Raw genomic sequence first — 21,117 nt, 5'->3', positions numbered from 1 at the left:
GGCATGCGCGCACACGAGGCCGGGGCCCTGCACGGTGACCTCGGCAGTCGAGGGCCGGCCTGGCTGCGTACCCCCGAGGATGTGAACGCCCTCGTACCGCAACTGTGGCCGCGGACCGTGACCCGCGACGCCGCCGGGGCCCTGGAGATCGGCGGCGTGAGCGTCGCCGAGCTGGCCGCCGATTACGGCACGCCCGCCTACCTGCTGGACGAGGACGATCTGCGGGCCCGCTGCCGGGACTTCGCGTCGGCCTTCTCCGGCGCCGACGTCTATTACGCCGGCAAGTCGTTCATCTGCAAGGCCGTCGTCCGGGTCGTCGAGGAGGAGGGGCTGTTCCTCGACGTCTGCTCCGGCGGCGAGCTGGCGGTGGCGCTGGCGGCCGGGTTCCCGCCCGAGCGGATCGGCTTCCACGGCAACAACAAGTCGGAGAGCGAGCTGCGCCGGGCTCTGGAGGCCGGGGTCGGGCGGATCGTCGTCGACTCGTTCTACGAGATCGCCCGGCTGTCCGCGCTCGCCACCGAGCTGGGCAAGCGGCCCGGTGTGCTGATCCGGGTCACCGTGGGTGTCGAGGCTCACACCCACGAGTTCATCGCGACCGCCCACGAGGACCAGAAGTTCGGGTTCTCGCTGGCCGGCGGGTCGGCGTTCGCGGCCGCCGCGCAGATCCTCGACGATGACGTGCTCGACCTGCGCGGGCTGCACTCGCACATCGGCTCGCAGATCTTCGACACCAGCGGGTTCGAGGTGTCGGCCCGGCGCATCCTGGAGCTGCAGGCACAGATCCGCGACGCGCGTGGGGTGGAGCTGCCGGAGCTGGACCTGGGCGGTGGCTTCGGTATCGCGTACACCACCCAGGACGACCCCTCGACCCCCGGTGACCTGGCCAAGCGGATCAACAAGATCGTCGAGGCCGAGTGCGAGATGGCGTCGCTACGTAAGCCGCACCTGTCGATCGAGCCGGGCCGGGCCATCGTGGGCCCGTCGGTCTTCACCCTCTACGAGGTGGGGACGGTCAAGGACCGCGAGGGCATCCGGACGTACGTGAGCGTCGACGGCGGGATGAGCGACAACATCCGCACCGCTCTCTACGACGCGTCCTACTCGGCGACGATGGCCAACCGGCGCAGCGACGCGGAGCCGATGCTCGCCCGCGTTGTGGGAAAACATTGTGAGTCCGGGGACATCGTCGTGAAGGATGAATTCCTGCCCAGCGACGTGCAGCCCGGAGATCTTCTCGCTGTGCCGGGCACCGGGGCCTATTGCCGGAGCATGGCCAGCAACTACAACCACGTTCCCCGGCCTCCCGTGGTGGCGGTGCGCGACGGCGCCGCCCGCGTCATCGTGCGCCGGGAGACCGAGGACGACCTGCTTGCATTGGATGTTGGATGAGCTCAGCGAAATCGGTCCGGCTGGCCCTGCTCGGCTGCGGCACCGTCGGCACTGAAGTGGTCCGTCTGCTGCACGAGCAGGCCGAGGACCTGACCGCCCGGATCGGTGCCCCCCTGGAGATCGCCGGCATCGCGGTGCGGCGCCCCGGCCGGGAGCGCGGCGATCTGCCGGTGGATCCGTCGCTGCTCACCACGGACGCGCTCGGCCTGATCAAGCGGGACGACGTGGACGTGGTGATCGAGGTCGTCGGCGGCATCGAGCCGGCGCGGACCTGGCTGGTCGAGGCGCTGCGGGCCGGCAAGAGCGTGGTCACCGCCAACAAGGCGCTGCTCGCCGAGGACGGTGGCGCGCTGCACGACGCCGCCGCCGAGGGCAACGCCGACCTCTACTACGAGGCGTCGGTGGCCGGCGCGATCCCGCTGCTGCGCCCGCTGCGCGAGTCGCTGCACGGTGACCGGGTGACCGCGGTGACCGGCATCGTCAACGGCACCACCAACTTCATCCTGTCGTCGATGGCGGCGACCGGCGCGGGCTTCAACGAGGCCCTCGAGGAGGCCACCGAGCTGGGGTACGCGGAGGCCGATCCGACCGCCGACGTCGAGGGCTTCGACGCCGCCGCGAAGGCGGCCATCCTCGCCTCGCTCGCCTTCCACACCCGGGTCACCGCCGCGGACGTGTTCCGCGAGGGCATGACCGCGGTGACCGCCGGTGACATGGCCAGCGCCCGGGAGATGGGCTGCACCATCAAGCTGCTCTGCATCGCGCAGCGCGGCATCGGTCCCGACGGGGACGAGACGGTCTCCGTCCGGGTCCACCCGGCGATGATCCCGCTCACCCACCCGTTGGCCGGCGTCGGCGACGCCTTCAACGCGGTGTTCGTCGAGGCCGAGGCGGCCGGGCCGCTGATGTTCTACGGCCGGGGCGCCGGGGGCCGGCCGACCGCGAGCGCGGTGCTGGGCGACATCGTCGCGGCCGCCCGCAACAAGCTGACCGGCACCCGGGCGCCGAGCGAGAGCAACTACGCCCAGCTGCGGGTCCGTCCGATCGGCGAGTCGCTGACGCGGTACCACATCAGTCTCGACGTGGCCGAGAAGCCGGGCGTGCTGGCCACCGTGGCCGGGGTCTTCGCTCAGCACGAGGTCTCCATCGCGACGGTCCGTCAGTCCGGTCGTGAAGATGATGCGAAATTGGTCATCGTCACCCACAGTGCCCCGGACGCGGCTCTGGCGGCTACGGTCGAGGCGTTGTCGCGGCTGGACATCGTCCGTTCGATCGCGAGTGTGCTGCGCGTCGAGGGTGGCGCCGGCTGATCCGGCGCCTCGGCGTCGTCCTGAATAGTGAGCATCCGGTCCCATACACCGGATGCTTCGGGCACGCTGTGCTCGTTTGACCAGCTTCTCGTCGAAACCAGCTCAGTAAGGGAGTACGGCCATGTGGCGCGGCTTGATCGAGGCCTACCGGGACCGTCTGCCGGTCACCGACGCCACTCCGGTGGTCTCGCTACATGAGGGGAACACGCCGCTGGTGCCGGCCCCGGTGCTGTCCCAGCGGGTCGGCGCCGACGTCTACCTCAAGGTGGAGGGCGCCAACCCGACCGGCTCCTTCAAGGACCGGGGCATGACGATGGCGGTCTCCAAGGCGGTGGAGGAGGGCGCCAAGGCGATCATCTGCGCGTCCACCGGCAACACCAGCGCCTCCGCCGCGGCGTACGCGGCCCGCGCCGGCATCACCTGCGCGGTGCTCGTGCCGCAGGGCAAGATCGCGCTCGGCAAGCTGGCCCAGGCGCTGGTGCACGGCGCCCGCCTGCTGCAGGTCGACGGCAACTTCGACGACTGCCTGGCGCTGGCCTCCAAGCTCTCCCAGGACTACCCGGTCGCCCTCGTCAACTCGGTGAACATCTTCCGCCTGCACGGGCAGAAGACGGCCTCCTTCGAGATCGTCGAGGCGCTCGGCGACGCGCCGGACATCCACTGCCTGCCGGTCGGCAACGCCGGCAACATCTCCGCCTACTGGATGGGCTACCAGGAGGACAAGGAGGCCGGGAACTCGACGAGACTGCCGAAGATGTACGGCTTCCAGGCCTCCGGGGCGGCCCCGATCGTGAACGGCAAGGTCGTCGAGCAGCCGTCGACGATCGCCACCGCGATCCGGATCGGCAACCCGGCGAGCTGGACCAAGGCGCTCGACGCACGGGACGCCTCGGGCGGCCTGATCTCGGCGGTCACCGACCGGGACATCCTCAACGCGTACCGTCTGCTGGCCCGTGAGGTCGGCGTCTTCGTGGAACTGGGCAGCGCGGCCAGCGTGGCGGGTCTGCTGCAGCAGGCGGCGGCGGGCCGGATCCCGGCCGGCTCGCGTGTGGTCTGCACGGTCACCGGTCACGGCCTGAAGGACCCGGAGTGGGCGATCTCCACCGCTCCGTCCCCGACCGTCATCGCCAATGACGCCCTGATCGCGGCGAAGGCCCTCGACCTGGCCTGACATCACGGCCGGCTGGTCTCAGCGACGCTGGGACCAGCCGGTGGTTTCTCCGGATCGCCCCGGCGTGGTCTGCGAGACTGGGGATCGTTCCGGACCTGCCGTGAGCCGCGCGTCGCCGAGGATCGGCGACCTCGTCTCTACCGTCCGGCATGGCCTTCGCCGGCTGCGGCCTCCTCGGCTATCTGGCTTCCCGCCTCGCGGACCAGCAGCTCCATGGCCCTGGCCACGATCGTCAGCTCCTCCGCTGAGAGCCGGCTGAGGAGTTGGCGCTGTTTCGCCACCCCTGCCGTGATGATGCCCTCGATGACCTCGGTGCCCGCGCGCGTCAGCCCGATCCGGCGAACCCGCCGGTCGTTGATGTCCTCTGTGCGGGTCACCAGATCCTGCACCACCAGCCGGTCGATCATGCCGCTGAGGGCGGCGGCGCCGACTCCGAGCATCCGCGCCAGTTCTCCGCCGGCGAGCGTGCCGTGCCGGGACAGCAGTAGCAGAATCTTCAGCTGCGACATCGTCAGGTGTGACGAGAAGAGCGGGTCCGACCGGTCATCGGCGAACAGGTGCTCCAGCCGGATCGACGCACCCATGATGTCGGCGATCAGCTTCTCTTCCTGGCTCAGCGCCTGCTCCTTCGATGACGTGCGTGTTGCCCGACGGTATCAGCGGGATTTGTCGGCGACCCACATCGAGCCGTGCCGCGCGCGAGGGAAGCGTGTGTGCCGTTCCACCGTCGCGAACACGGCCCGCCGGGGGGCAGTGGAAAACCATTTGTTCGCGTCATGCAAACTATCAATATCGACCGAACTTTTCTCGGGGGAGCGCCCATGTCAGCTCTGACACGGCTCAGCCTTGCCAACCGAGGTCTCGTCGCCCTGATCGCCCTGGTGATCAGCGGCTTCGGAATCTATGCGATCCCGTCCCTCAAACAGCAGCTCTTCCCGTCGATCGAGCTGCCCGCCGCGTTCGTCAGCGCGGTGCTGCCCGGAGCCTCGCCGGAAGCGGTCGAGGAGCAGGTGACCAAGCCGATCGAGGATGCCGTCAAGGGCATCGACGGCATCGACACCGTGACATCGACGTCGCGGGAGAACGTGTCGAGCGTCGTCGTGATGTTCGAGTTCGGCACCGACATCGAGTCGGCTGTGAACCAGGTCACCACCTCGGTGAACCGCATCCAGTCGCAGTTGCCGGAGAACGTCGACCCGACCGTCTTCGCCGGCGGCACCGACGACATCCCGGCGATCGTGCTGGCCGCCTCCGCCAACGGCGGTGACGAGGCCGCGCTGCTCGCCAAGCTCAACGCCACGGTGGTGCCGGAGCTCAACGCGATCGAGGGCGTCCGCGACACCCAGATCACCGGCGCCCGCGCCAAGCAGGTCGTGATCACCCCCGACCTGGCCAAGTTCGGCGCGGCCGGGATCAGCCCGGCGTCGCTGACCACGGTGCTGCAGGCCAACGGCGTCTCCCTCCCGGCCGGTGCGGTCGTCGACGGCGACAAGTCGCTGACCGTGCAGGTGGGCACCCCGATCACCACCGTCGACCAGCTGAAGAACGTCTACCTCACCGGCTCCCGCGGGCCGGTGCGCCTCGGTGACGTGGCCGCGGTGGAGAGCAAGCTGCCGGCCGCCGAGTCGTACACCCGGACCGACGGGGTGGACAGCCTCGGCATCGCCGTGACGGCCCGCCCGGACGGCAACCCGGTGTCGATCTCGCACGAGGTGCGGGACCTGCTCGACCAGCTGCAGTCGGACTCCGGCGCCACCCTGACGGTGATCACCGACCAGGCGCCGTACGTGGAGCGGTCCATCGAGAGCCTGACCACCGAGGGCCTGCTCGGCCTGGTGATGGCCGTCGTGGTCATCCTGGTCTTCCTGCTCAGCGTCCGGTCGACCCTGGTCACCGCGGTCTCCATCCCGCTCTCGGTGCTCGTCGCGCTGATCGCCCTGTGGATCGGTGACTACACCCTCAACCTGCTCACCCTCGGCGCGCTGACGATCGCGGTCGGCCGGGTGGTCGACGACTCGATCGTGGTGCTGGAGAACATCAAGCGCCACCTCGAGTACGGCGAGGAGAAGGTGCAGGCCATCCTCGGCGCGGTTCGCGAGGTGGCCGGCGCGGTCGTCGCCTCGACGCTCACCACGGTCGCCGTCTTCGCCCCGATCGCGCTCGTCGGTGGCCTGGTCGGGCAGATCTTCTCGTCCTTCGCGATCACCGTGACGGTGGCGCTGCTGGCCTCGCTGTTCGTGGCGCTGACCATCGTGCCGGTCCTGGCGTACTGGTTCCTCAAGCCGCCGCCGCCCGGCGCCGACACCGAGGCGATCCGCAAGGCCGCCGAGGAGAAGGAGCTGCGCAACCCGCTGCAGCGCGCCTACCTGCCGGTCATCAACTTCGCCACCACGAAGCGCTGGACCACGGTGCTGATCGGTGTGCTGGTGCTGCTCGGTACGGGTGTGCTGAGCCGCAACCTGGAGACCAACTTCCTCGACGAGTCGGGACAGGACAGCATCACGATCAGCCAGGAGATGCCGGCCGGCACCAGCCTGGCGGCCACCGACGCCGCGGCCAAGAAGGTCGAGGCGCTGCTCGCCACCCGCGGCGAGATCGAGACCTACCAGGTCACCGTGGGCGGCAGCTCGGGCAACCCGTTCGCCGGGGGCGGCGGGGCGGCCAGCGCCAACTACAACGTGGCGCTCACCGAGGACGCCGACGCCGAGCAGCTCTCCGACGAGCTGAACCGGCAGTTCGACCAGCTGGAGAACGCCGGCGAGATCAAAATCGGTCAGGAGAGCTCCGGCCTCGGTGGCGGCTCGCTGTCCGTCCAGGTATCCGCCGCCGACAACGAGGTGCTCGCCACCGCCACCGAGCAGGTGCGTGCCCAGATGGCCGGGATCAGCGGGGTCACCGACGTGGACACCTCCCTGGTGGCGAGCGTCCCGCGGCTGGACGTGGTGGTGGACCGCAAGGCCGCCGCGGCCGCCGGTCTGACCGAGGCGCAGATCGGCCAGACCGTGGCGGGCATGTTCCGCAGTGCCCCGGCCGGCCAGATCAACGTCGACGGCACCACCCAGGACGTGGTGATCTCGTTCGGCAAGGCGCCGGCCGACCCGGCCGCGCTCCGGACCCTGCCGCTGACCACCCCGGCCGGCTTCGTGCCGCTCGACCAGGTCGCCGACGTCAAGCAGGTCGGTGGCCCGGAGACCGTCACCCGGGTGGACGGGAACCGTACCGCCACCGTCACCGGCGTGGTCGCCGGCGACGACCTCCGCCAGATCAACGCGGACCTGAAGACGCAGATCGACCGGCTCGCCCTGCCGCCCGGTGCGGAGGTCGTGATCGGTGGCGCCACCGCCGATCAGGAGGAGGCGTTCGGGCAGCTCGGCCTGGCCGTGCTGGCCGCCATCGCGATCGTCTTCATCATCATGGTCGCCACCTTCGGCAGCCTGCTGCAGCCGGTGATCCTGCTGGTGTCGATCCCGTTCGCGGCGACCGGCGCGATCGGCCTGCTTCTGCTCACCGGCACCCCGCTGGGCGTGCCCGCGCTGATCGGTGTGCTGATGCTGGTCGGCATCGTGGTCACCAACGCGATCGTGCTGATGGACCTGATCAACCACTACCGGGCCCAGGGCTACGGCGTGAAGGAGGCGGTGATCGAGGGTGGCCGGCACCGGCTGCGGCCGATCCTGATGACCGCGATCGCGACCATCTTCGCGCTGATCCCGATGGCGCTCGGCCTCACCGGCGAGGGCGGCTTCATCTCCCAGCCGCTGGCCATCGTGGTCATCGGCGGCCTGGTCAGCTCGACGCTGCTGACCCTGGTGCTGGTGCCGACGCTCTACACCATGGTGGAGAACCGCAAGGAGAAGAGCCGGGCCAAGCGCCAGGCCAGGCGCCTGCGCAAGGGCAAGGGCGACGGGCCGCGGCACGCGGCCGGCGAGCCCGCCGACGACCTGGTCCCGGCCGGTGCGGCGCCGGACTCCAGCGGCGGCGCGCACGAGGCCCGGTCCGAGGGTGGCCGGTCCGCGCTGCGCGGTCTGACCGACCAGTTCGAGGTTCTGAAGATGCCACGCAAGCCGGTGAACCCGGCCGAGTGACGGTGTCCGTTCCGATGCCCGGTCCCCCGCAGGGGACCGGGCATCGGTCTCTATAGGGTCGGTACGTGCCAGCGACGTTCTCGGTCCTTACCCGCAACCGTGACTTCCGCCGGCTGTTCGCCGCCGAGCTGGTGGTCTTCGGCGCCGACTGGTTCGTCATGGTGCCGCTGCTCGCGCTGCTGCTGGAGCTGACCGGCGGCGGCACCCTGGGCGCGCTCGTGCTGGCCGCGGACACCGGCATCCTCGCCCTGCTGCTGCCGTTCACCGGCACGATCGCCGACCGGCTGGACCGGCGGAGGATCCTGATCCTGGCCAACGCCGCCGCCTTCCTGTCGGTGCTGCTGCTGTTCGCCGTCCGCTCCGAGGCGACCGCCCCGCTGGCACTCGTCGCCATCGGCGCGATCGCGGTGTCGAAGGCGTTCTACTCGCCGGCCGCGTCGGCCGCCCTGCCGAACGTGGTGGACCAGGCGGATCTGGCGGCGGCGAACACCATCGCCGGTTCCGCCTGGGGCACGATGACGGTGGTGGGGGCGTCTCTCGGCGGCGTGGTGAGCAGCGTCTTCAGCCCGTACGTCTGCTTCGGGGTGACCGCCGTCCTGCTGCTGACCGGAAGCGTCCTGACCGCCCTGATCAAGCGCCCGTTGCAGGCTTCGCGCGACGGCGGCGCCGAGGCGCCCCGGGCCTTGCCCGCGCTCGTCGAGTCGCTGCGCTACATCGCCCGGCGTCCCCGGCTGCGGGCGCTGGTGACGGTGAAGTCGGCGGTGGGCCTGGGCAACGGGGTGCTGGCCGTGTTCCCGTTGATCGCGGCGTCGCACGGGATGGGCGCGCTGGGCGCCGGTCTGCTGTTCGCGCTGCGCGGGCTGGGCGCTCTGGTCGGCCCGCTGGTGATGCGCCCGGTGCTGAACCGGCCGTCCTGGCTGCTGCCCGGTCTGGCCCTCTCCATGGGCCTGTACGGCGTCGGCTATCTCGGTGTCGCCTTCGCCCCGTGGTTCCCGGTGGTCGCGGCGCTGGTGTTCGTGGCGCACTTCGCCGGCGGGACGAACTGGGTGCTCTCCAACTACGCGCTGCAGGGCGAGGTTCCGGACGCGCTGCGCGGCCGGGTGTTCGCCACCGACATGATGCTGGCGACGCTCGCGATCGCGGTCAGCCAGCTCGCCGCGGGGGCCGTGATCGCCCATGTCGACATGCGCTGGATCATCGCCGGGTGCGCGTCGATCACCATCACCTACGCGATCGGCTGGGGGCTGGCGACCCGGCGGTTGGAGCCGTCGGCCGAGCCGACATTCGGGAATGCCGGACCCGGGGAGCCTCCCTCGAAATGATCAAGCCCTAGCATGTGGCGATGGGTTTGTCCTTCGTCACTGAACCGGTCTCCGTCAGCACTCCGGCGACCAGCGCGAATCTCGGTCCCGGCTTCGACGCCCTGGGCCTGGCGCTGACGCTGTACGACGACTTGACCGCCCGAGTGACCGGCGACGGGTTCCAGGCGGAGATCCACGGCGAGGGCGCGGGCGAGCTGCCCACCGACGAGAGCCATCTGGTGTTCCGTGCCATGCTGACGACCTTCGACGAGGCCGGGCAGCGCCCGCCGGGCGTCCGGCTGACCTGTGTGAACCGGATCCCGCAGGCCCGCGGCATGGGCAGCTCGTCGGCGGCGATCGTGGCCGGCGTGCAACTGGCCCGTGGCCTGATCAATGGCGGTCGGGAATCGATCAGCGACGAAGCCGCGCTGCGGATCGCCGCCCGCATCGAGGGCCATCCCGACAACGTCGCGCCCTGCCTGCTCGGCGGGTTCACCATCGCGTGGATGGACACCGACGGTGCGCGGGCGGTCAAGCTGGCGCCGGCGGCCGGCGTGCGGCCCACTGTTTTCGTCCCCTCCGAACTGGGGTACACCGCCTCCGCCCGTGCGGCGTTGCCGTCCACCGTCCCGCACCGTGACGCGGCGTTCAACGCCGGGCGGTCCGCGCTGCTCACGCATGCGCTGACCGCCGACCCGGCGCTGCTGTTCCCGGCCACCGAGGACCGGCTGCACCAGGAGTACCGGGCCGCCGGGATGCCGGGCACGGCCGAGCTGGTGGCGGCGCTGCGTGCGGCCGGGGTGGCCGCCGTGGTCAGCGGCGCCGGGCCGACCGTGCTGGCGTTGACCGAGGTCCCGGCCGATTTCCAGCCGGGCGCGCACTGGCACGGCGAAGTGCTGGGCGTGGATGACGCCGGTGCAGTTGTGAAAGGGGGTATGGTGGAACACGCCGAGCGGGGTCCTGTTGCCGCAGGTCGTACGAGTTGACTACGCTCTTCATCTGAGCACAGCTCAAGACCTGGCACAGCCGCGAAGCATGCGATCTCTGCGGTCCGGCCGCACCCCCGAGATTTCTGGGCCTCCGCCCTTTCTCAACTCTCTCAAGGCACACGCCGGGCAGCAGTCGATAGATCGCTGCACTCGCCCGAGACCTACCCGTCAAGCCCTGACGGGAGGGATACCGGTCGAGCAGCCGTGCCGCACCAACTCCCGCACCGCTGTTGCGAAGCGGGTTCCGAGGGCACCCGGCCCACGCTGCAGTTCCGGGTGATCTCGGGCTTTTTCCGACGGAAGGAATCCATTGAGCGACACCACCGACGTGACGTCGGGTGTTTCTGACGTCGCTGACGGCGCCGGCACCACCGCGACCGCCACGAAGCGCCGCCGTGGCGGCACCGGGCTGTCCGCGATGCTGCTGCCCGAGTTGCAGAGCCTCGCCGCCTCCCTCGGCATCTCCGGCACCGCCCGGATGCGCAAGGGCGAGCTGATCGCCGCGATCACCGAGCGCCAGAGCGGTGGCACCCCCGCCGCTGCCGCCGAGCCGGCCCCGCGCCCGCGCACCAACGGCTCCGACGCCGTCGCCGCGGCTCCCGCCCCCGCTCAGGCCGCTCCCGCCCAGGCCGCTCCGGTCGACGCGCCGCAGACCGCCGCCGCCCCCGCCGAGACGGCTCCGGCCGAGCGTCCCGCGCGGAGCCGCCGTGAGCGGGCTTCCCGGGAGCCCCGGGAGACCGCGCCGCGTGCGCAGGAGACCGCTGCCGTGGAGGCCGCTCCGGCTCCGGCAACGGCTCCGGCTGAGGCTCCGGCCGCCGCGCCCGCCGCCGAGACCACCGAGCGTCCCGAACGGGGCGACCGCCCCGAGCGGGGCGAGCGCAACCGGGACCGGCAGCGCAACCAGCGTGACGGTCAGCAGCGCGAGGACCGCGCTCCCCGCGAGGACCGCGCTCCCCGTGAGGACCGCGCTCCTCGCGAGGACCGCGCACCTCGTGAGGACCGTGCTCTCCGTGAGGACCGCGCTCCCCGTGAGGACCGTGTCCAGCGCGAGGACCGTGGTCCCCGCGAGGACCGTGCCCAGCGCGAGGACCGTGGTCCCCGCGAGGACCGTGGCCCGCGCGACAACCAGCAGCGCGACGACCGTGGCCCGCGTGACGGCCAGGGGCAGGACGACGACGGTGACGACGGCGAGGGTGGCCGCCGGAGCCGGCGCAGCCGGTTCCGCGACCGTCGCCGTGGCCGTGACCGTGACGACAGCCCGCGCGACGACCGCGGCGGCCAGCGCGAGGGCCGTGAGCCGCACGTCAACGAGGACGAGGTGCTCGTCCCGGTGGCCGGCATCCTGGACGTGCTGGACAACTACGCGTTCGTCCGCACGACCGGTTACCTCTCCGGCCCCAACGACGTCTACGTCTCGATGTCGCAGGTCAAGAAGTACGGCCTGCGCCGCGGTGACGCGGTCACCGGCGCGGTCCGGTCCGCTCCGCGGGAGGGTGGCAACGACGGGCAGCGGCGGGACAAGTACAACCCGCTCGTCCGCCTCGACACCATCAACGGGATGGAACCGGACGAGGCCCGCCGCCGGCCCGAGTTCTACAAGCTGACCCCGCTCTACCCGCAGGAGCGCCTGCGGCTGGAGACCGAGCCGCACATCCTCACCACCCGCATCATCGACCTGGTGATGCCGATCGGTAAGGGCCAGCGCGCGCTCATCGTCTCCCCGCCGAAGGCCGGTAAGACGATGGTCCTGCAGGCGCTGGCCAACGCGATCACCCGCAACAACCCCGAGTGCCACCTGATGGTCGTGCTCGTGGACGAGCGGCCCGAAGAGGTCACCGACATGCAGCGCACGGTGAAGGGCGAGGTCATCGCGGCCACGTTCGACCGTCCGCCGCAGGACCACACCACGGTCGCCGAGCTCGCCATCGAGCGGGCCAAGCGGCTGGTCGAGCTGGGCCACGACGTGGTCGTCCTGCTCGACTCGGTGACCCGCCTCGGTAGGTCGTACAACCTGGCCGCTCCGGCTTCCGGCCGGATCATGTCGGGTGGTATCGATTCGACCGCGCTCTACCCGCCGAAGCGCTTCCTCGGCGCCGCGCGCAACATCGAGAACGGTGGCTCGCTCACCATCCTCGCGACCGCGCTGGTCGAGACCGGGTCGATGATGGACACGGTGATCTTCGAGGAGTTCAAGGGCACCGGCAACGCCGAGCTGAAGCTGGACCGGAAGATCGCCGACAAGCGGATCTTCCCGGCCGTGGACGTCTCCGCCTCCAGCACCCGTAAGGAAGAGATCCTGCTGGGCAAGGAGGAGCTGGCGATCATCCACAAGCTCCGCAAGGTGCTCAGCTCGCTGGAGTCCGGCGCCGCTCTGGACCTGCTGATGGACCGGCTCAAGCAGACCCGGACCAACATCGAGTTCCTGATGCAGATCGCCAAGTCGACGCCTGGCGAATAAATCGCATAGCGAAAAAACGGCGAGACCCACCCAAACGGGTGGGTCTCGTCGTTTTCGTCGCACAGATTGTCTGATTCAGCCCATCCAGGGTCGTGCGAACCTCCGGTATCCCCATCCCTCGATAATCCGGAGGCGCTCGATGATCGTGCCCGGCTACCGGGAACATCCGGTCGAGCCATGGGATCCGAGCTCACCGGTGGACCCCGGTGAGGCCGAGGACTTCCTGCGGCGCTGCTACACCGAGAATCCCCGGCTCGGCCCGGTCGAACCCCGCCTCGCCATCGTCCGCGCTCAGATCGCCGCGACCGGCACCTACGTGCACACCACCGACGAGCTCACGCACGGCGCCAGGATGGCCTGGCGCAACGCCAGCCGGTGCATCGGGCGGCTCTACTGGCGCAGCCTGATGGTGCTGGACCGCCGGCGGGCCCGTACCGCCGACGAGATCTACTCGCTGCTCGTGCAGCACCTGCTGACCGCCGGCAGCGCTCAGATCCGGCCGGTGATCAGCGTCTTCGCCGCGGCCCAGCCCGGCCAGCCCTGCGCCCGGGTGTGGAACGAGCAGCTCATCCGGTACGCCGGTTACCGCACCGACGACGGGCAGGCGATCGGCGACCCGCGGCTGATCGACTTCACCGCGGCGGTGCGCGGGTTCGGATGGCGGGGCAAGGGCGAGGCGTTCGACGTGCTGCCGCTGGTCATCGAAACCCCGGGCGACGGGGTACGGGTCTACGAACTCCCCGAGCGGGCCATCCGCGAGGTGCCGCTCAGCCATCCCGAGTTCGGCTGGTTCGCCGAGCTGGGCCTGCGCTGGCACGCGGTGCCGGCGATCGCCAACATGCGCCTGACCATCGGCGGCGTGCACTATCCGCTCGCCCCGTTCAACGGCTGGTACATGGGCTCGGAGATCGGTGCCCGCAACCTCGCCGACGCCGACCGCTACAACCTGCTGCCGCTGGTCGCCGCCCGGATGGGCCTGGACACCAGCCGCGAGTCGACGCTGTGGCGGGACCGGGCCCTGGTCGAGCTGAACCGGGCCGTCCTGCACAGTTTCGAGCGGGCCGGGGTCAAGATGAGCGACCACCACACCGAGTCCCAGCGGTTCATCACCCACCTGCGCAACGAGGAGAAGGCCGGCCGCCGGGTCCCGGCGGACTGGACGTGGATCGTCCCGCCGATCTCCGGCGGGATCACCCCGGTCTTCCACCGCTACTACGACGAGTTCGACGAGCGGCCGGCCTTCTATCTGGACGAGGAGGCCGCGGCCCGGGCCAAGGGCTGCCCTATGCGAACTCGTTGACGGCGAAGTCGTCCCGGTGACGCCAGGACGCGTCGGTGCGCACGTGGTCCGCGCGTACCCACTTGAGGAGTTTGCGGTCGAACTCGGCGGCCGGGATGCGGCCGGCGACGCGGACCACGTACCCCTCGGAGGTCTGCTCGTCGCGCTGAGCGGCCCAGGCGGCGCGCGCCTCGGAGAGGCTGCCGCCGCGATAGAGGACGGGGACCGTGGGCAGCTCCAGGCGGCGGGCCCAGTCGACCGTGTCGTCCCAGCCGAGCAGCGTATTCGTCTCGTCCCAGATGCCGAACACCAGGAAGACGCCGGGCAGGTCCCGGTAGGCGACGCTGCGGCGGGCCCACATGGACTCGCCGCAGACCCGCCAGTCGTCCGGGATCCGGTACGCCGTCATCGCCCAGAGCGCCTTGGCCGGGCGATCCCAGGGCTGGGTGCCGGAGTCCAGGGACCGGGCGTACATCGAGTCGCGGGTGAAGGTCAGGTTCCCGCCGTCCATCTTCTCGGTCACCACGAGCTCGCCGTCGAGCCAGGTCAGGTCCTGCTGGACCCGGTCGTCGGCGGTCGCTCCGGGCGAACCGGGCAAGTGGAACGTACGCGGGTACTTCACCCTAGAAATCCCCCTCCGCCACCTGGAACACGGTCAGGCCGAGCTGCCGCCACATACGTACCACCTGCTGACGGTCGTCGAACACTCCGACGATCCGCCACCGATCCCGGACCTCCTGGTCGAAGATCTCCCGCTTGACGATCGAGTCCTTGCGGCTGTCGCCCTCCGGGCGCATGAACAGGCCCTCGTACGGCACACCGACGTACAGCTCCAGCCACGCCTCGGTCTCCGCGCGGCACACCGCGTCCCGGCCGGAGCAGAAGACGATCGCGTGCCCGGCCGCGTGCATCGCCCGGACCGCCGTGATCACCGACGGGTTCGGCTCGTCCTCACCGACCCGGCCCCAGTCGTACGGGCTCCGGCCGTTCATCAGCGCCACCGTCCCGTCGATGTCGACGAGCACCGCCTCCGGCAGCTCCGGATCGGGCCGGTACACCACGCCCGGCCCGCCGCGGTCGACGAACGGCACCGGCAGCGGCAGGTTCTTGCCGGCCAGGTAACGGTCGTGCAGCCGGCGGATCGGGCCCTCGCCGACCCGCTCCTGCTCGGGCCGGTCCGCGTCCCGCCGGACGCACTCGTCCACCGGCACGTCGGTGAAGTCGTGCACCTCGAACGACGCGCCGAACCGGGCGGCCATCTCGGCCCACTCCCGGACCGTCTTGGCGCGCAGGTTCGTGTCGTCGACGATCACGCTCGCCCGGGTCCGCAGCAGCGCCTCGACGGCGGCCCGCTGCGCCCGGGTCACCTGGGCCTCGGCGACCTGCGTGTAGAGCCGCGCGCCGTGCAGCATCCAGCGCAGGTCGTCCCGGTTGACCCGGACCACACCCGGTTGCAGCTTGCGGGCGAACGTGGTCTTGCCGGAGGCCGGCAGACCCCGCGTGATGAGAAGCCGTGTCACTGATCCTCCTTGACGACCGCGGGCCGGGCCCGCTGCCACAGGCCGGGACGGTAGTCCTTGCCGTCGAGCCGCAGGAACAGCTCACTACGGAACTCGGTGCGCACGGCCTCGGCCGCGAACTCCCTACGGCCCCAGCCCTCCGGCAACGAGGCGATGATCTTCTCGTACGCCGCCTCGACCGCCGCAGCCCGCTCGTCCACCGCCGCGGTGAGCTTCTCGGCGACGCCCCGCACCCAGACGTGGAACTCGTCGGGCAGCGGCTCGGTGAGCGCGTCCAGGTCGCCGCCGTTGGCGAGGATGTCCCACACCGTCCGGGGTGTGAGACCGGTCACCAGGCGGTGCAGGCGCACGTAGTCCGCGTACTTGATCTTCACCCGCTGATCGGCCTCGGTGAAGTGCACGACCAGACCTTCCCGGCCGTGCCGGGCCGGAGCGGCGAGCGCCTCGGCCAGACTCGTGTAGGCGAACGTCTCCACCACCGGGCCCGGCCAGTCCGGCACCGCCTCCGGGCCGTGACTGCGGCCGGTCGCGATCTCCACCGCGCCGAGCAGGATCAGGTCGTCCAGCCCCTGGTAGTCGACGACGATCCGGTTCTCCGGGTAGACGATCTCGACGAGCACGGTCAAACCCCGCGGGGGTACGAAGGACGCGTACCGCGTACGCAGCAGGTCGGTGGCGTGCCGTGCCTGATCCGAGGCGAAGGACCCCCGCGTGGCGACGGCGAAGCCGGAGCCGTCGTGATAGATCACACCCAGGCTGCCGTCCGCCTTGTCGGTGACCGTCACCGCCGCGCCCGGATCGAGCGCCGGCGCCTGGCTCTCCGTGTGGTTGAAGAACTTCGGGAACGGACGGGCGGCGATCCGGCCGGCGGCGTCCACGATCAGGCCCCGGCAGGCGAGCGTGACCGGGCTCCAGGCCGCCGAGTACTGACAGGCCTCGGTGTAGTTGTAGATCGTGAACGGCAGCGTGGGGTGGCGCTGCAGGCGGACGAGCCCGTTGTCGATCGCGGCGGCCAGTTCGGCCGGATCGAGGACGTCGTGCAGCAGCGTCATGGGGGGGTGCCTTCCCGGGGGGAATGAACGAAGGGAGGCTCACGTTAACCAGCATGAATCCAGTTGCGCCTCCTGATTTCCGGCCGGTACGGGCGGCATGGCAGACTGGTACATCGGCCAAGAAGGGTTCCGGTTCACGCCGCTCCAGCAGGACGGCGACCCGGCGGCCCGACCATTCGAGAGGGACCGAGAAGACATGAAGAGCGGCATCCACCCGGAGTACACGACCACCGAGGTCATCTGCTCCTGCGGCAGCAGCTTCAGCACCCGCAGCACCGCGAAGGGCGCGGAGATCCGCGTCGAGACCTGCAGCGCCTGCCACCCGTTCTACACCGGCAAGCAGCGCGTCCTCGACACCGCGGGCCGGGTCGCGAAGTTCCAGGCGAAGTACGCCAAGGTCACTGCCGCGAAGAAGAAGTAACTGCTTCAACGGCGCCCGTCCCGGATTCGGGACGGGCGCCGTTCGCGTGTGTGGTTCGCTTTTCCATCCGGCTCGGGGAGAGACCGATGAGCAACGACCGTCTGACCACGCTTCTCGACGAGTACGCGGACCTGGAGAAGCGGATGGAGGACCCGTCCATCCACGCCGACCAGGCGCTGGTCCGGCGGATCGGCCGCCGGTTCGCCGAGCTGGCCCCGCTCAACACCGCCCACCAGGAGCTGGAGGCGGCCCGCGCCGACCTGGCCGCCGCGCGGGAACTGGCCGCCGAGGACCCGTCGTTCGCCTCCGAGGTCGAGGCGGTCGCGGCGGTGCTGCCCGCGCTGGAGGAGAAGCTCGGCGAGATGCTGATGCCGCGCGACCCGAACGACGCCAAGGACGTGATCGTCGAGATCAAGGCGGGCGAGGGCGGTCAGGAGTCGGCGCTGTTCGCGAGCGACCTGCTGCGGATGTACAGCCGGTACGCGGAGCGCCGCGGCTGGATCGTCGAGGTGATCGACTCGCAGGAGTCGGACCTGGGCGGCGTCAAGGACATCTCGGTGGCGGTCAAGACGAAGGGTGTTCCCGAGGGCGGCCACGGCGTCTGGTCCCGGATGAAGTGGGAAGGCGGCGTGCACCGGGTGCAGCGGGTGCCGGTCACCGAGTCGCAGGGCCGGATCCACACCTCGGCCGCCGGCGTGCTGGTGCTGCCCGAGGCCGAGGATGTGGAGATTCACATCGAGCCGGGTGACCTGCGGATCGACGTCTACCGCTCGTCCGGGCCCGGCGGGCAGTCGGTCAACACCACCGACTCCGCGGTACGGATCACCCACCTGCCCACCGGCACCGTGGTGAGCTGCCAGAACGAGAAGAGCCAGCTGCAGAACAAGGAGTCGGCGATGCGCATCCTGCGGTCGCGGCTGCTGGCGCAGGCTCAGGAGGCGGCGGACGCGGTGGCCGGTGACGCCCGCAAGGCCCAGGTGCGAACGGTCGACCGTTCCGAGCGGGTCCGCACCTACAACTTCCCGCAGAACCGGATCACCGACCACCGGATCGGCTACACCGCGTACAACCTGGATCTGGTCCTCGGCGGGGAACTGGACGGGGTGCTGGACGCGCTGGCCGAGGCGGACCGGGCGGCCCGGCTCGCCGGCGACACCGAGCTCACCCGCCGCTGACCGTGCTGACCACCAACCGGCCGGCGGAGTAACAGGCCAGGTAACGGCCGGCGCTGGTGCAGCGGCCCGAACCGACCAGCGGGAGGTCGCCCAGCAGGGTGACCCCGCCGGTCGCCAGGTCGAGCCGCCGTACCGCGGCGGGTGCCGGATTCGGCGGCGAGTTGTGCAGGAACAGCACGTGGCCGGCGTCGACTGTGGAGAACGCCGGCCAGCCCCGGATCGCGGAGCCGCGCTGCCGCCCGGTCGCCGCGTCACGCACCATCGTCTCGGTGTCGTCGCCGGCCGCGGAGGTCATCAGGACGTCGCCGTCGCTGGTGCCGAAGGTGCTCGGATAGCCGGAACCGGCCCAGCGCAGTGCGCCGGTCAGCGGATCCAGCGCCTGGAACGAATCGATGTTGACCAGGCAGACCACCGGCCCGCACTCGTGGCTGGAGAGGTGCTGGTCCCCGTCCCGGTGCCAGAGCCGGTCCAGGGTGTCGATCCGGTAGGCGGTGACCGAGCCGGAGCCCTTCTCGGTCCGGTTGACCAGCAGCAGCCCCGGGGCGGTCGACAGGGAACTACCCCCGTCGCCGGCCGCGGCCCCGGAGAGCCAGGGGATCCGGCCGGTCACCACCGGAGCGCCGTCGGCGTAGTTCAGCACGGTGACGTCGCCGGCCGGGGTGACGGCGACCAGCCGGAACGGGGCGCCATGGCGGAACTCGGTGGCGTACGAGTCGGCGCGGGGGAGGGGCCGCTCCCAGATGACCGCCCCGGTCCGCGGATGAACCAGCCGGCCCCTCGTCAGCATGCCGTCGTCGCCGCGGTCGGTCAGCAGGATCCCGTCACGGCGGGCGGTGTACTCGTAGCCGCCGGACCGTCTCCACAGATCCCGGCCGGTAGCCGGGTCGATCGCGATCACCGAGCTCGCGAAGGTCACCAGGGTGGTGCTGCCGTCGGTGTTCGTGGCCCGGACCGTCCGCTCGTCGCCGGGCAACAGGATCACGCCCACCGAGGCCGCCGAGTCCAGCTCGAAGACCTGCTTGCCGAGCGGCCGGGTCCAGCGAACCGTGCCGGTCGCCGCGTCGAGGGCGCTCAGCACGTTCTCCCAGCCGTTGTACCGGTGCAGGAAGAGGGTGTCGCCGTCGAACGCGATCCGGTCCTGCTCGGTGATCGGCCCCGACCACAGCTCGTGGACCAGCGGCGGAACGGGACGGGCCGACGCGCCCAGGGCCACCGCGCACACCACCGCCATCGCCGCCAACGCCAGCCGCCGCACCGTGCCCCGACGGAACTCGCCGGCCAACGGGCCGCCGCTCCCGGCCCGTTCCGGTTGCGGGCCGGAGACGTCGCCCAGGTCGATCACGGTCATCGTCATGCAGTCGGTTTCCGGTTGGCGGCGGCGGAGGCCAGGGCGGCGCTCAGCCCCCGCCCGTTCGTGCCCACCTCGGACCAGCCGGAGGCCAGGCCGATCGGCGTGCCCGGAACCAGGGCCTGCCAGTTCTCCGCGCCGGCGGCGGCACCGATCCGGCGGGCCACCTCGGCCGCCTGGTGCGGGCCGGCGCCCGGCAGCACCAGCACGAACTCGTCACCGGCGAAACGGGCCACGAAGTCACCGCGGCGCATCACCCGGTGCAGCACCCCGGCGATCCGCTGAAGCACCAGGTCGCCACAGTGCCGGCCGTGCCGCAGGTTCACGGTGGTGAAACCGACCACGTCGCAGACGCCGACCGCGGCCCGCTCACCACGGGACAGCAGCGAATCCACGTACCGCTCCAGCTGGCGGCGGTTGGGCAGGCCGGTGAGCGGGTCGGTGAGGGTCTCGTCCCCGTACCGCCCGGGGTCGCGGTGGCTCTCCTGGGCGTCCAGGCGGGCGGCCACCCCGTCCAGGTAACCGTCCCGGAGCTGGTCGATACGCAGGGCGGCGAGGCGGAACGCGTACCGGTCGGCGGACTGCGCGGCGGCGTGGTCGCCCGCGCTGGCGTGGCAGATGCTGCGCAGCCGGGCCGGTTCCGGGGCGCCCAGCACCTCGGCGGAGACCGGCACCGCCTCCAGCAGGGCCAGCGCCTGCCCCGGCCGGCCGGCCGCGATGGCCAGGCACACCGAACCGAGATGTCGCAGGTCACGGGTCCGGGCGCTGTCGCCGCCGCCGGTCAGCCAGCGGGCCGCGTCCGGGCCGGTCGGCTCACCGAGGGCGGCCCGGCGGGCGAGGGCGTAGCCGTACACCGTGCGGCTGCCGGGGCGCAGCTGGTCGGTGGCGATGTACCGCGACAGCTCGGCGTCGATGTCGCGCAGCACCCGCAGGCAGCCGTCGGTGTCACCTTGATGATCGAGCGCGACCGCGTTGCGCAGCCGGATGCCGGGAGCGGCGAAGACCTCCGGCGCCAGACCGGCCGAGGCGCCGACCTCGCGGGCCTGCTCGATCGCGGTGAGCGCTTGGCCGTGGAAGCCGAGGTACGAGTACGCCATGGCGAGGTCGTGCCAGCCCCAGGCGGTCTCCGAGTCGCGCTCCGGCACGGCGGCCAGCGCCCGGGCGGCCTGCACCAGATGAGTGACGCCGCGGTCCAGGTTGCTCAGCAGGTGGGCGGCGAGCGCGGCGAAGGCGTGCATCTGGCCGCGCAGATAGGGGTCGGGCACCTCGCGGACCGCCTCGGCGCTGGCGGCCATCGCGGCCGCCAGCTCGGCGGCCCGGCCCAGATTGATCAGTGCGCCGAAGCGCTGGACCAGCGCGTACGCCCGGGTCTGAGGATCGGAGGCGGCGGCGAGCACACCGTCCAGGATCGGCAGCGCCGCGGCGGACTGCCCGGTCTGCTGCAGGTGACCGGCACGGCGAAGGTCCTCGACGTGTTCCGCGAGCTGGTCCAGCCAACTCACCGACCCAGCCACCCCATGGTGCGCCTCCAACGGTCCCGCCGACGGCCTCGCGTGCGCGACGTCTCATGATTATGCCGTGACACCGCGACACGAACAGCCCCCGGAAGGCACGGATCG

16 protein-coding genes are annotated in these 21,117 nt (G+C 71.1%); 10 read left to right on the top strand and 6 right to left on the bottom strand.

All coding sequences use genetic code 11. The features are described 5' to 3' along the window. Positions 1 to 3 precede the first annotated feature (3 nt). The 3 genes from lysA (at position 4) to thrC (ending at position 3,870) form a co-directional block, all read left to right on the top strand. Positions 4 to 1,389 (top strand): diaminopimelate decarboxylase, encoded by a 1,386-nt coding sequence (lysA, locus tag Aut01nite_RS29970; RefSeq protein ID WP_204037737.1) that lies wholly within the window; start codon positions 4 to 6, stop codon positions 1,387 to 1,389. Beyond that, positions 1,386 to 2,699: a homoserine dehydrogenase gene (locus tag Aut01nite_RS29965; protein WP_043524707.1), complete on the top strand. Its 1,314-nt coding sequence runs from the start codon at positions 1,386 to 1,388 to the stop codon at positions 2,697 to 2,699. The genes lysA and Aut01nite_RS29965 overlap by 4 nt, the downstream gene beginning before the upstream one ends. A gap of 121 nt (positions 2,700 to 2,820) precedes the next feature. Beyond that, a complete protein-coding gene (gene thrC / locus Aut01nite_RS29960) occupies positions 2,821 to 3,870 on the top strand; it encodes a threonine synthase (RefSeq protein WP_043524708.1) in 1,050 nt (349 codons plus the stop codon). Between the two features lie 137 nt (positions 3,871 to 4,007). Here thrC and Aut01nite_RS29955 read toward each other — a convergent pair whose 3' ends face one another. Beyond that, positions 4,008 to 4,379 carry a MarR family transcriptional regulator gene (locus Aut01nite_RS29955; RefSeq protein WP_236642674.1) on the bottom strand — a complete coding sequence of 124 codons (372 nt, stop codon included), beginning with the start codon at positions 4,377 to 4,379 and terminating at the stop codon, positions 4,008 to 4,010. A gap of 312 nt (positions 4,380 to 4,691) precedes the next feature. On the opposite strand from Aut01nite_RS29955, the gene Aut01nite_RS29950 reads away from it, so the two are divergent. The 5 genes from Aut01nite_RS29950 to Aut01nite_RS29930 all read left to right on the top strand — a co-directional run bounded on the left by Aut01nite_RS29950 (position 4,692) and on the right by Aut01nite_RS29930 (position 14,003). Continuing rightward, positions 4,692 to 7,955 (top strand): efflux RND transporter permease subunit, encoded by a 3,264-nt coding sequence (locus Aut01nite_RS29950; RefSeq protein ID WP_043524709.1) that lies wholly within the window; start codon positions 4,692 to 4,694, stop codon positions 7,953 to 7,955. Between the two features lie 65 nt (positions 7,956 to 8,020). Beyond that, entirely contained in the window at positions 8,021 to 9,277 is a 1,257-nt protein-coding gene (locus Aut01nite_RS29945) for an MFS transporter (protein ID WP_043524710.1), read from the top strand. A 20-nt stretch (positions 9,278 to 9,297) separates the two neighbouring features. Further along, positions 9,298 to 10,242, top strand: coding sequence for a homoserine kinase (thrB, locus tag Aut01nite_RS29940; RefSeq protein WP_043524711.1), 945 nt, complete (start codon positions 9,298 to 9,300; stop codon positions 10,240 to 10,242). Between the two features lie 313 nt (positions 10,243 to 10,555). Further along, entirely contained in the window at positions 10,556 to 12,703 is a 2,148-nt protein-coding gene (gene rho, locus Aut01nite_RS29935) for a transcription termination factor Rho (protein WP_043524713.1), read from the top strand. A 139-nt stretch (positions 12,704 to 12,842) separates the two neighbouring features. Next, positions 12,843 to 14,003, top strand: coding sequence for a nitric oxide synthase oxygenase (locus tag Aut01nite_RS29930; protein WP_043524714.1), 1,161 nt, complete (start codon positions 12,843 to 12,845; stop codon positions 14,001 to 14,003). Here the strand turns inward: Aut01nite_RS29930 and Aut01nite_RS29925 are convergent. From Aut01nite_RS29925 to Aut01nite_RS29915, 3 genes are read right to left on the bottom strand one after another with little or no spacing between them, the layout of a single operon-like run. Then, a complete protein-coding gene (locus Aut01nite_RS29925) occupies positions 13,987 to 14,604 on the bottom strand; it encodes an RNA ligase family protein (RefSeq protein ID WP_043524716.1) in 618 nt (205 codons plus the stop codon). The genes Aut01nite_RS29930 and Aut01nite_RS29925 overlap by 17 nt on opposite strands. Position 14,605: 1 nt before the next feature. After that, complete coding sequence (locus tag Aut01nite_RS29920; RefSeq protein WP_043524717.1) at positions 14,606 to 15,502, bottom strand: phosphatase domain-containing protein; 897 nt, start codon at positions 15,500 to 15,502, stop codon at positions 14,606 to 14,608. Beyond that, the gene (locus Aut01nite_RS29915; protein WP_043524719.1) at positions 15,499 to 16,554 is read right to left on the bottom strand and encodes an RNA ligase; all 1,056 of its coding nucleotides are present in this window, start codon (positions 16,552 to 16,554) and stop codon (positions 15,499 to 15,501) included. The genes Aut01nite_RS29920 and Aut01nite_RS29915 overlap by 4 nt, the downstream gene beginning before the upstream one ends. A gap of 196 nt (positions 16,555 to 16,750) precedes the next feature. Between Aut01nite_RS29915 and rpmE the strand changes: the two genes are divergently transcribed. Both rpmE and prfA read left to right on the top strand, forming a co-directional pair. Then, positions 16,751 to 16,975, top strand: coding sequence for a 50S ribosomal protein L31 (rpmE, locus tag Aut01nite_RS29910; protein WP_043524800.1), 225 nt, complete (start codon positions 16,751 to 16,753; stop codon positions 16,973 to 16,975). An 86-nt stretch (positions 16,976 to 17,061) separates the two neighbouring features. Beyond that, positions 17,062 to 18,150 carry a peptide chain release factor 1 gene (gene prfA / locus Aut01nite_RS29905; RefSeq protein ID WP_043524720.1) on the top strand — a complete coding sequence of 363 codons (1,089 nt, stop codon included), beginning with the start codon at positions 17,062 to 17,064 and terminating at the stop codon, positions 18,148 to 18,150. Here prfA and Aut01nite_RS29900 read toward each other — a convergent pair. Together Aut01nite_RS29900 and Aut01nite_RS29895 are read right to left on the bottom strand one after the other, a co-directional pair. Next, positions 18,137 to 19,504, bottom strand: a complete 1,368-nt coding sequence (locus Aut01nite_RS29900) for an outer membrane protein assembly factor BamB family protein (RefSeq protein ID WP_083998899.1) — start codon at positions 19,502 to 19,504, stop codon at positions 18,137 to 18,139. The two genes, prfA and Aut01nite_RS29900, sit on opposite strands and share 14 nt — an antisense overlap. After that, a complete protein-coding gene (locus Aut01nite_RS29895) occupies positions 19,501 to 21,000 on the bottom strand; it encodes a GGDEF domain-containing protein (protein ID WP_043524723.1) in 1,500 nt (499 codons plus the stop codon). Before Aut01nite_RS29895 ends, Aut01nite_RS29900 begins: the two co-directional genes overlap by 4 nt. Positions 21,001 to 21,117 lie beyond the last annotated feature (117 nt).

Source organism: Actinoplanes utahensis, assembly GCF_016862455.1.
Classification (GTDB): Bacteria; Actinomycetota; Actinomycetes; order Mycobacteriales; family Micromonosporaceae; genus Actinoplanes; species Actinoplanes utahensis.
The sequence above is the reverse complement of the archived record's forward strand: the minus strand, read 5'-3'. Positions and strand labels throughout refer to the sequence as shown.

What these genes read in the sequence shown, in the direction of transcription:
- thrB (WP_043524711.1), top strand. Translation starts at nt 9,298, where the DNA reads ATGGGTTTGTCCTTCGTCACTGAACCGGTCTCCGTCAGCACTCCGGCG.
- Aut01nite_RS29930 (WP_043524714.1), top strand. Translation starts at nt 12,843, where the DNA reads ATGATCGTGCCCGGCTACCGGGAACATCCGGTCGAGCCATGGGATCCG.
- Aut01nite_RS29950 (WP_043524709.1), top strand. Translation starts at nt 4,692, where the DNA reads ATGTCAGCTCTGACACGGCTCAGCCTTGCCAACCGAGGTCTCGTCGCC.
- prfA (WP_043524720.1), top strand. Translation starts at nt 17,062, where the DNA reads ATGAGCAACGACCGTCTGACCACGCTTCTCGACGAGTACGCGGACCTG.
- Aut01nite_RS29915 (WP_043524719.1), bottom strand. Translation starts at nt 16,554, where the DNA reads ATGACGCTGCTGCACGACGTCCTCGATCCGGCCGAACTGGCCGCCGCG.
- Aut01nite_RS29955 (WP_236642674.1), bottom strand. Translation starts at nt 4,379, where the DNA reads ATGTCGCAGCTGAAGATTCTGCTACTGCTGTCCCGGCACGGCACGCTC.
- Aut01nite_RS29900 (WP_083998899.1), bottom strand. Translation starts at nt 19,504, where the DNA reads ATGACGATGACCGTGATCGACCTGGGCGACGTCTCCGGCCCGCAACCG.
- rpmE (WP_043524800.1), top strand. Translation starts at nt 16,751, where the DNA reads ATGAAGAGCGGCATCCACCCGGAGTACACGACCACCGAGGTCATCTGC.
- thrC (WP_043524708.1), top strand. Translation starts at nt 2,821, where the DNA reads ATGTGGCGCGGCTTGATCGAGGCCTACCGGGACCGTCTGCCGGTCACC.
- Aut01nite_RS29965 (WP_043524707.1), top strand. Translation starts at nt 1,386, where the DNA reads ATGAGCTCAGCGAAATCGGTCCGGCTGGCCCTGCTCGGCTGCGGCACC.
- lysA (WP_204037737.1), top strand. Translation starts at nt 4, where the DNA reads ATGCGCGCACACGAGGCCGGGGCCCTGCACGGTGACCTCGGCAGTCGA.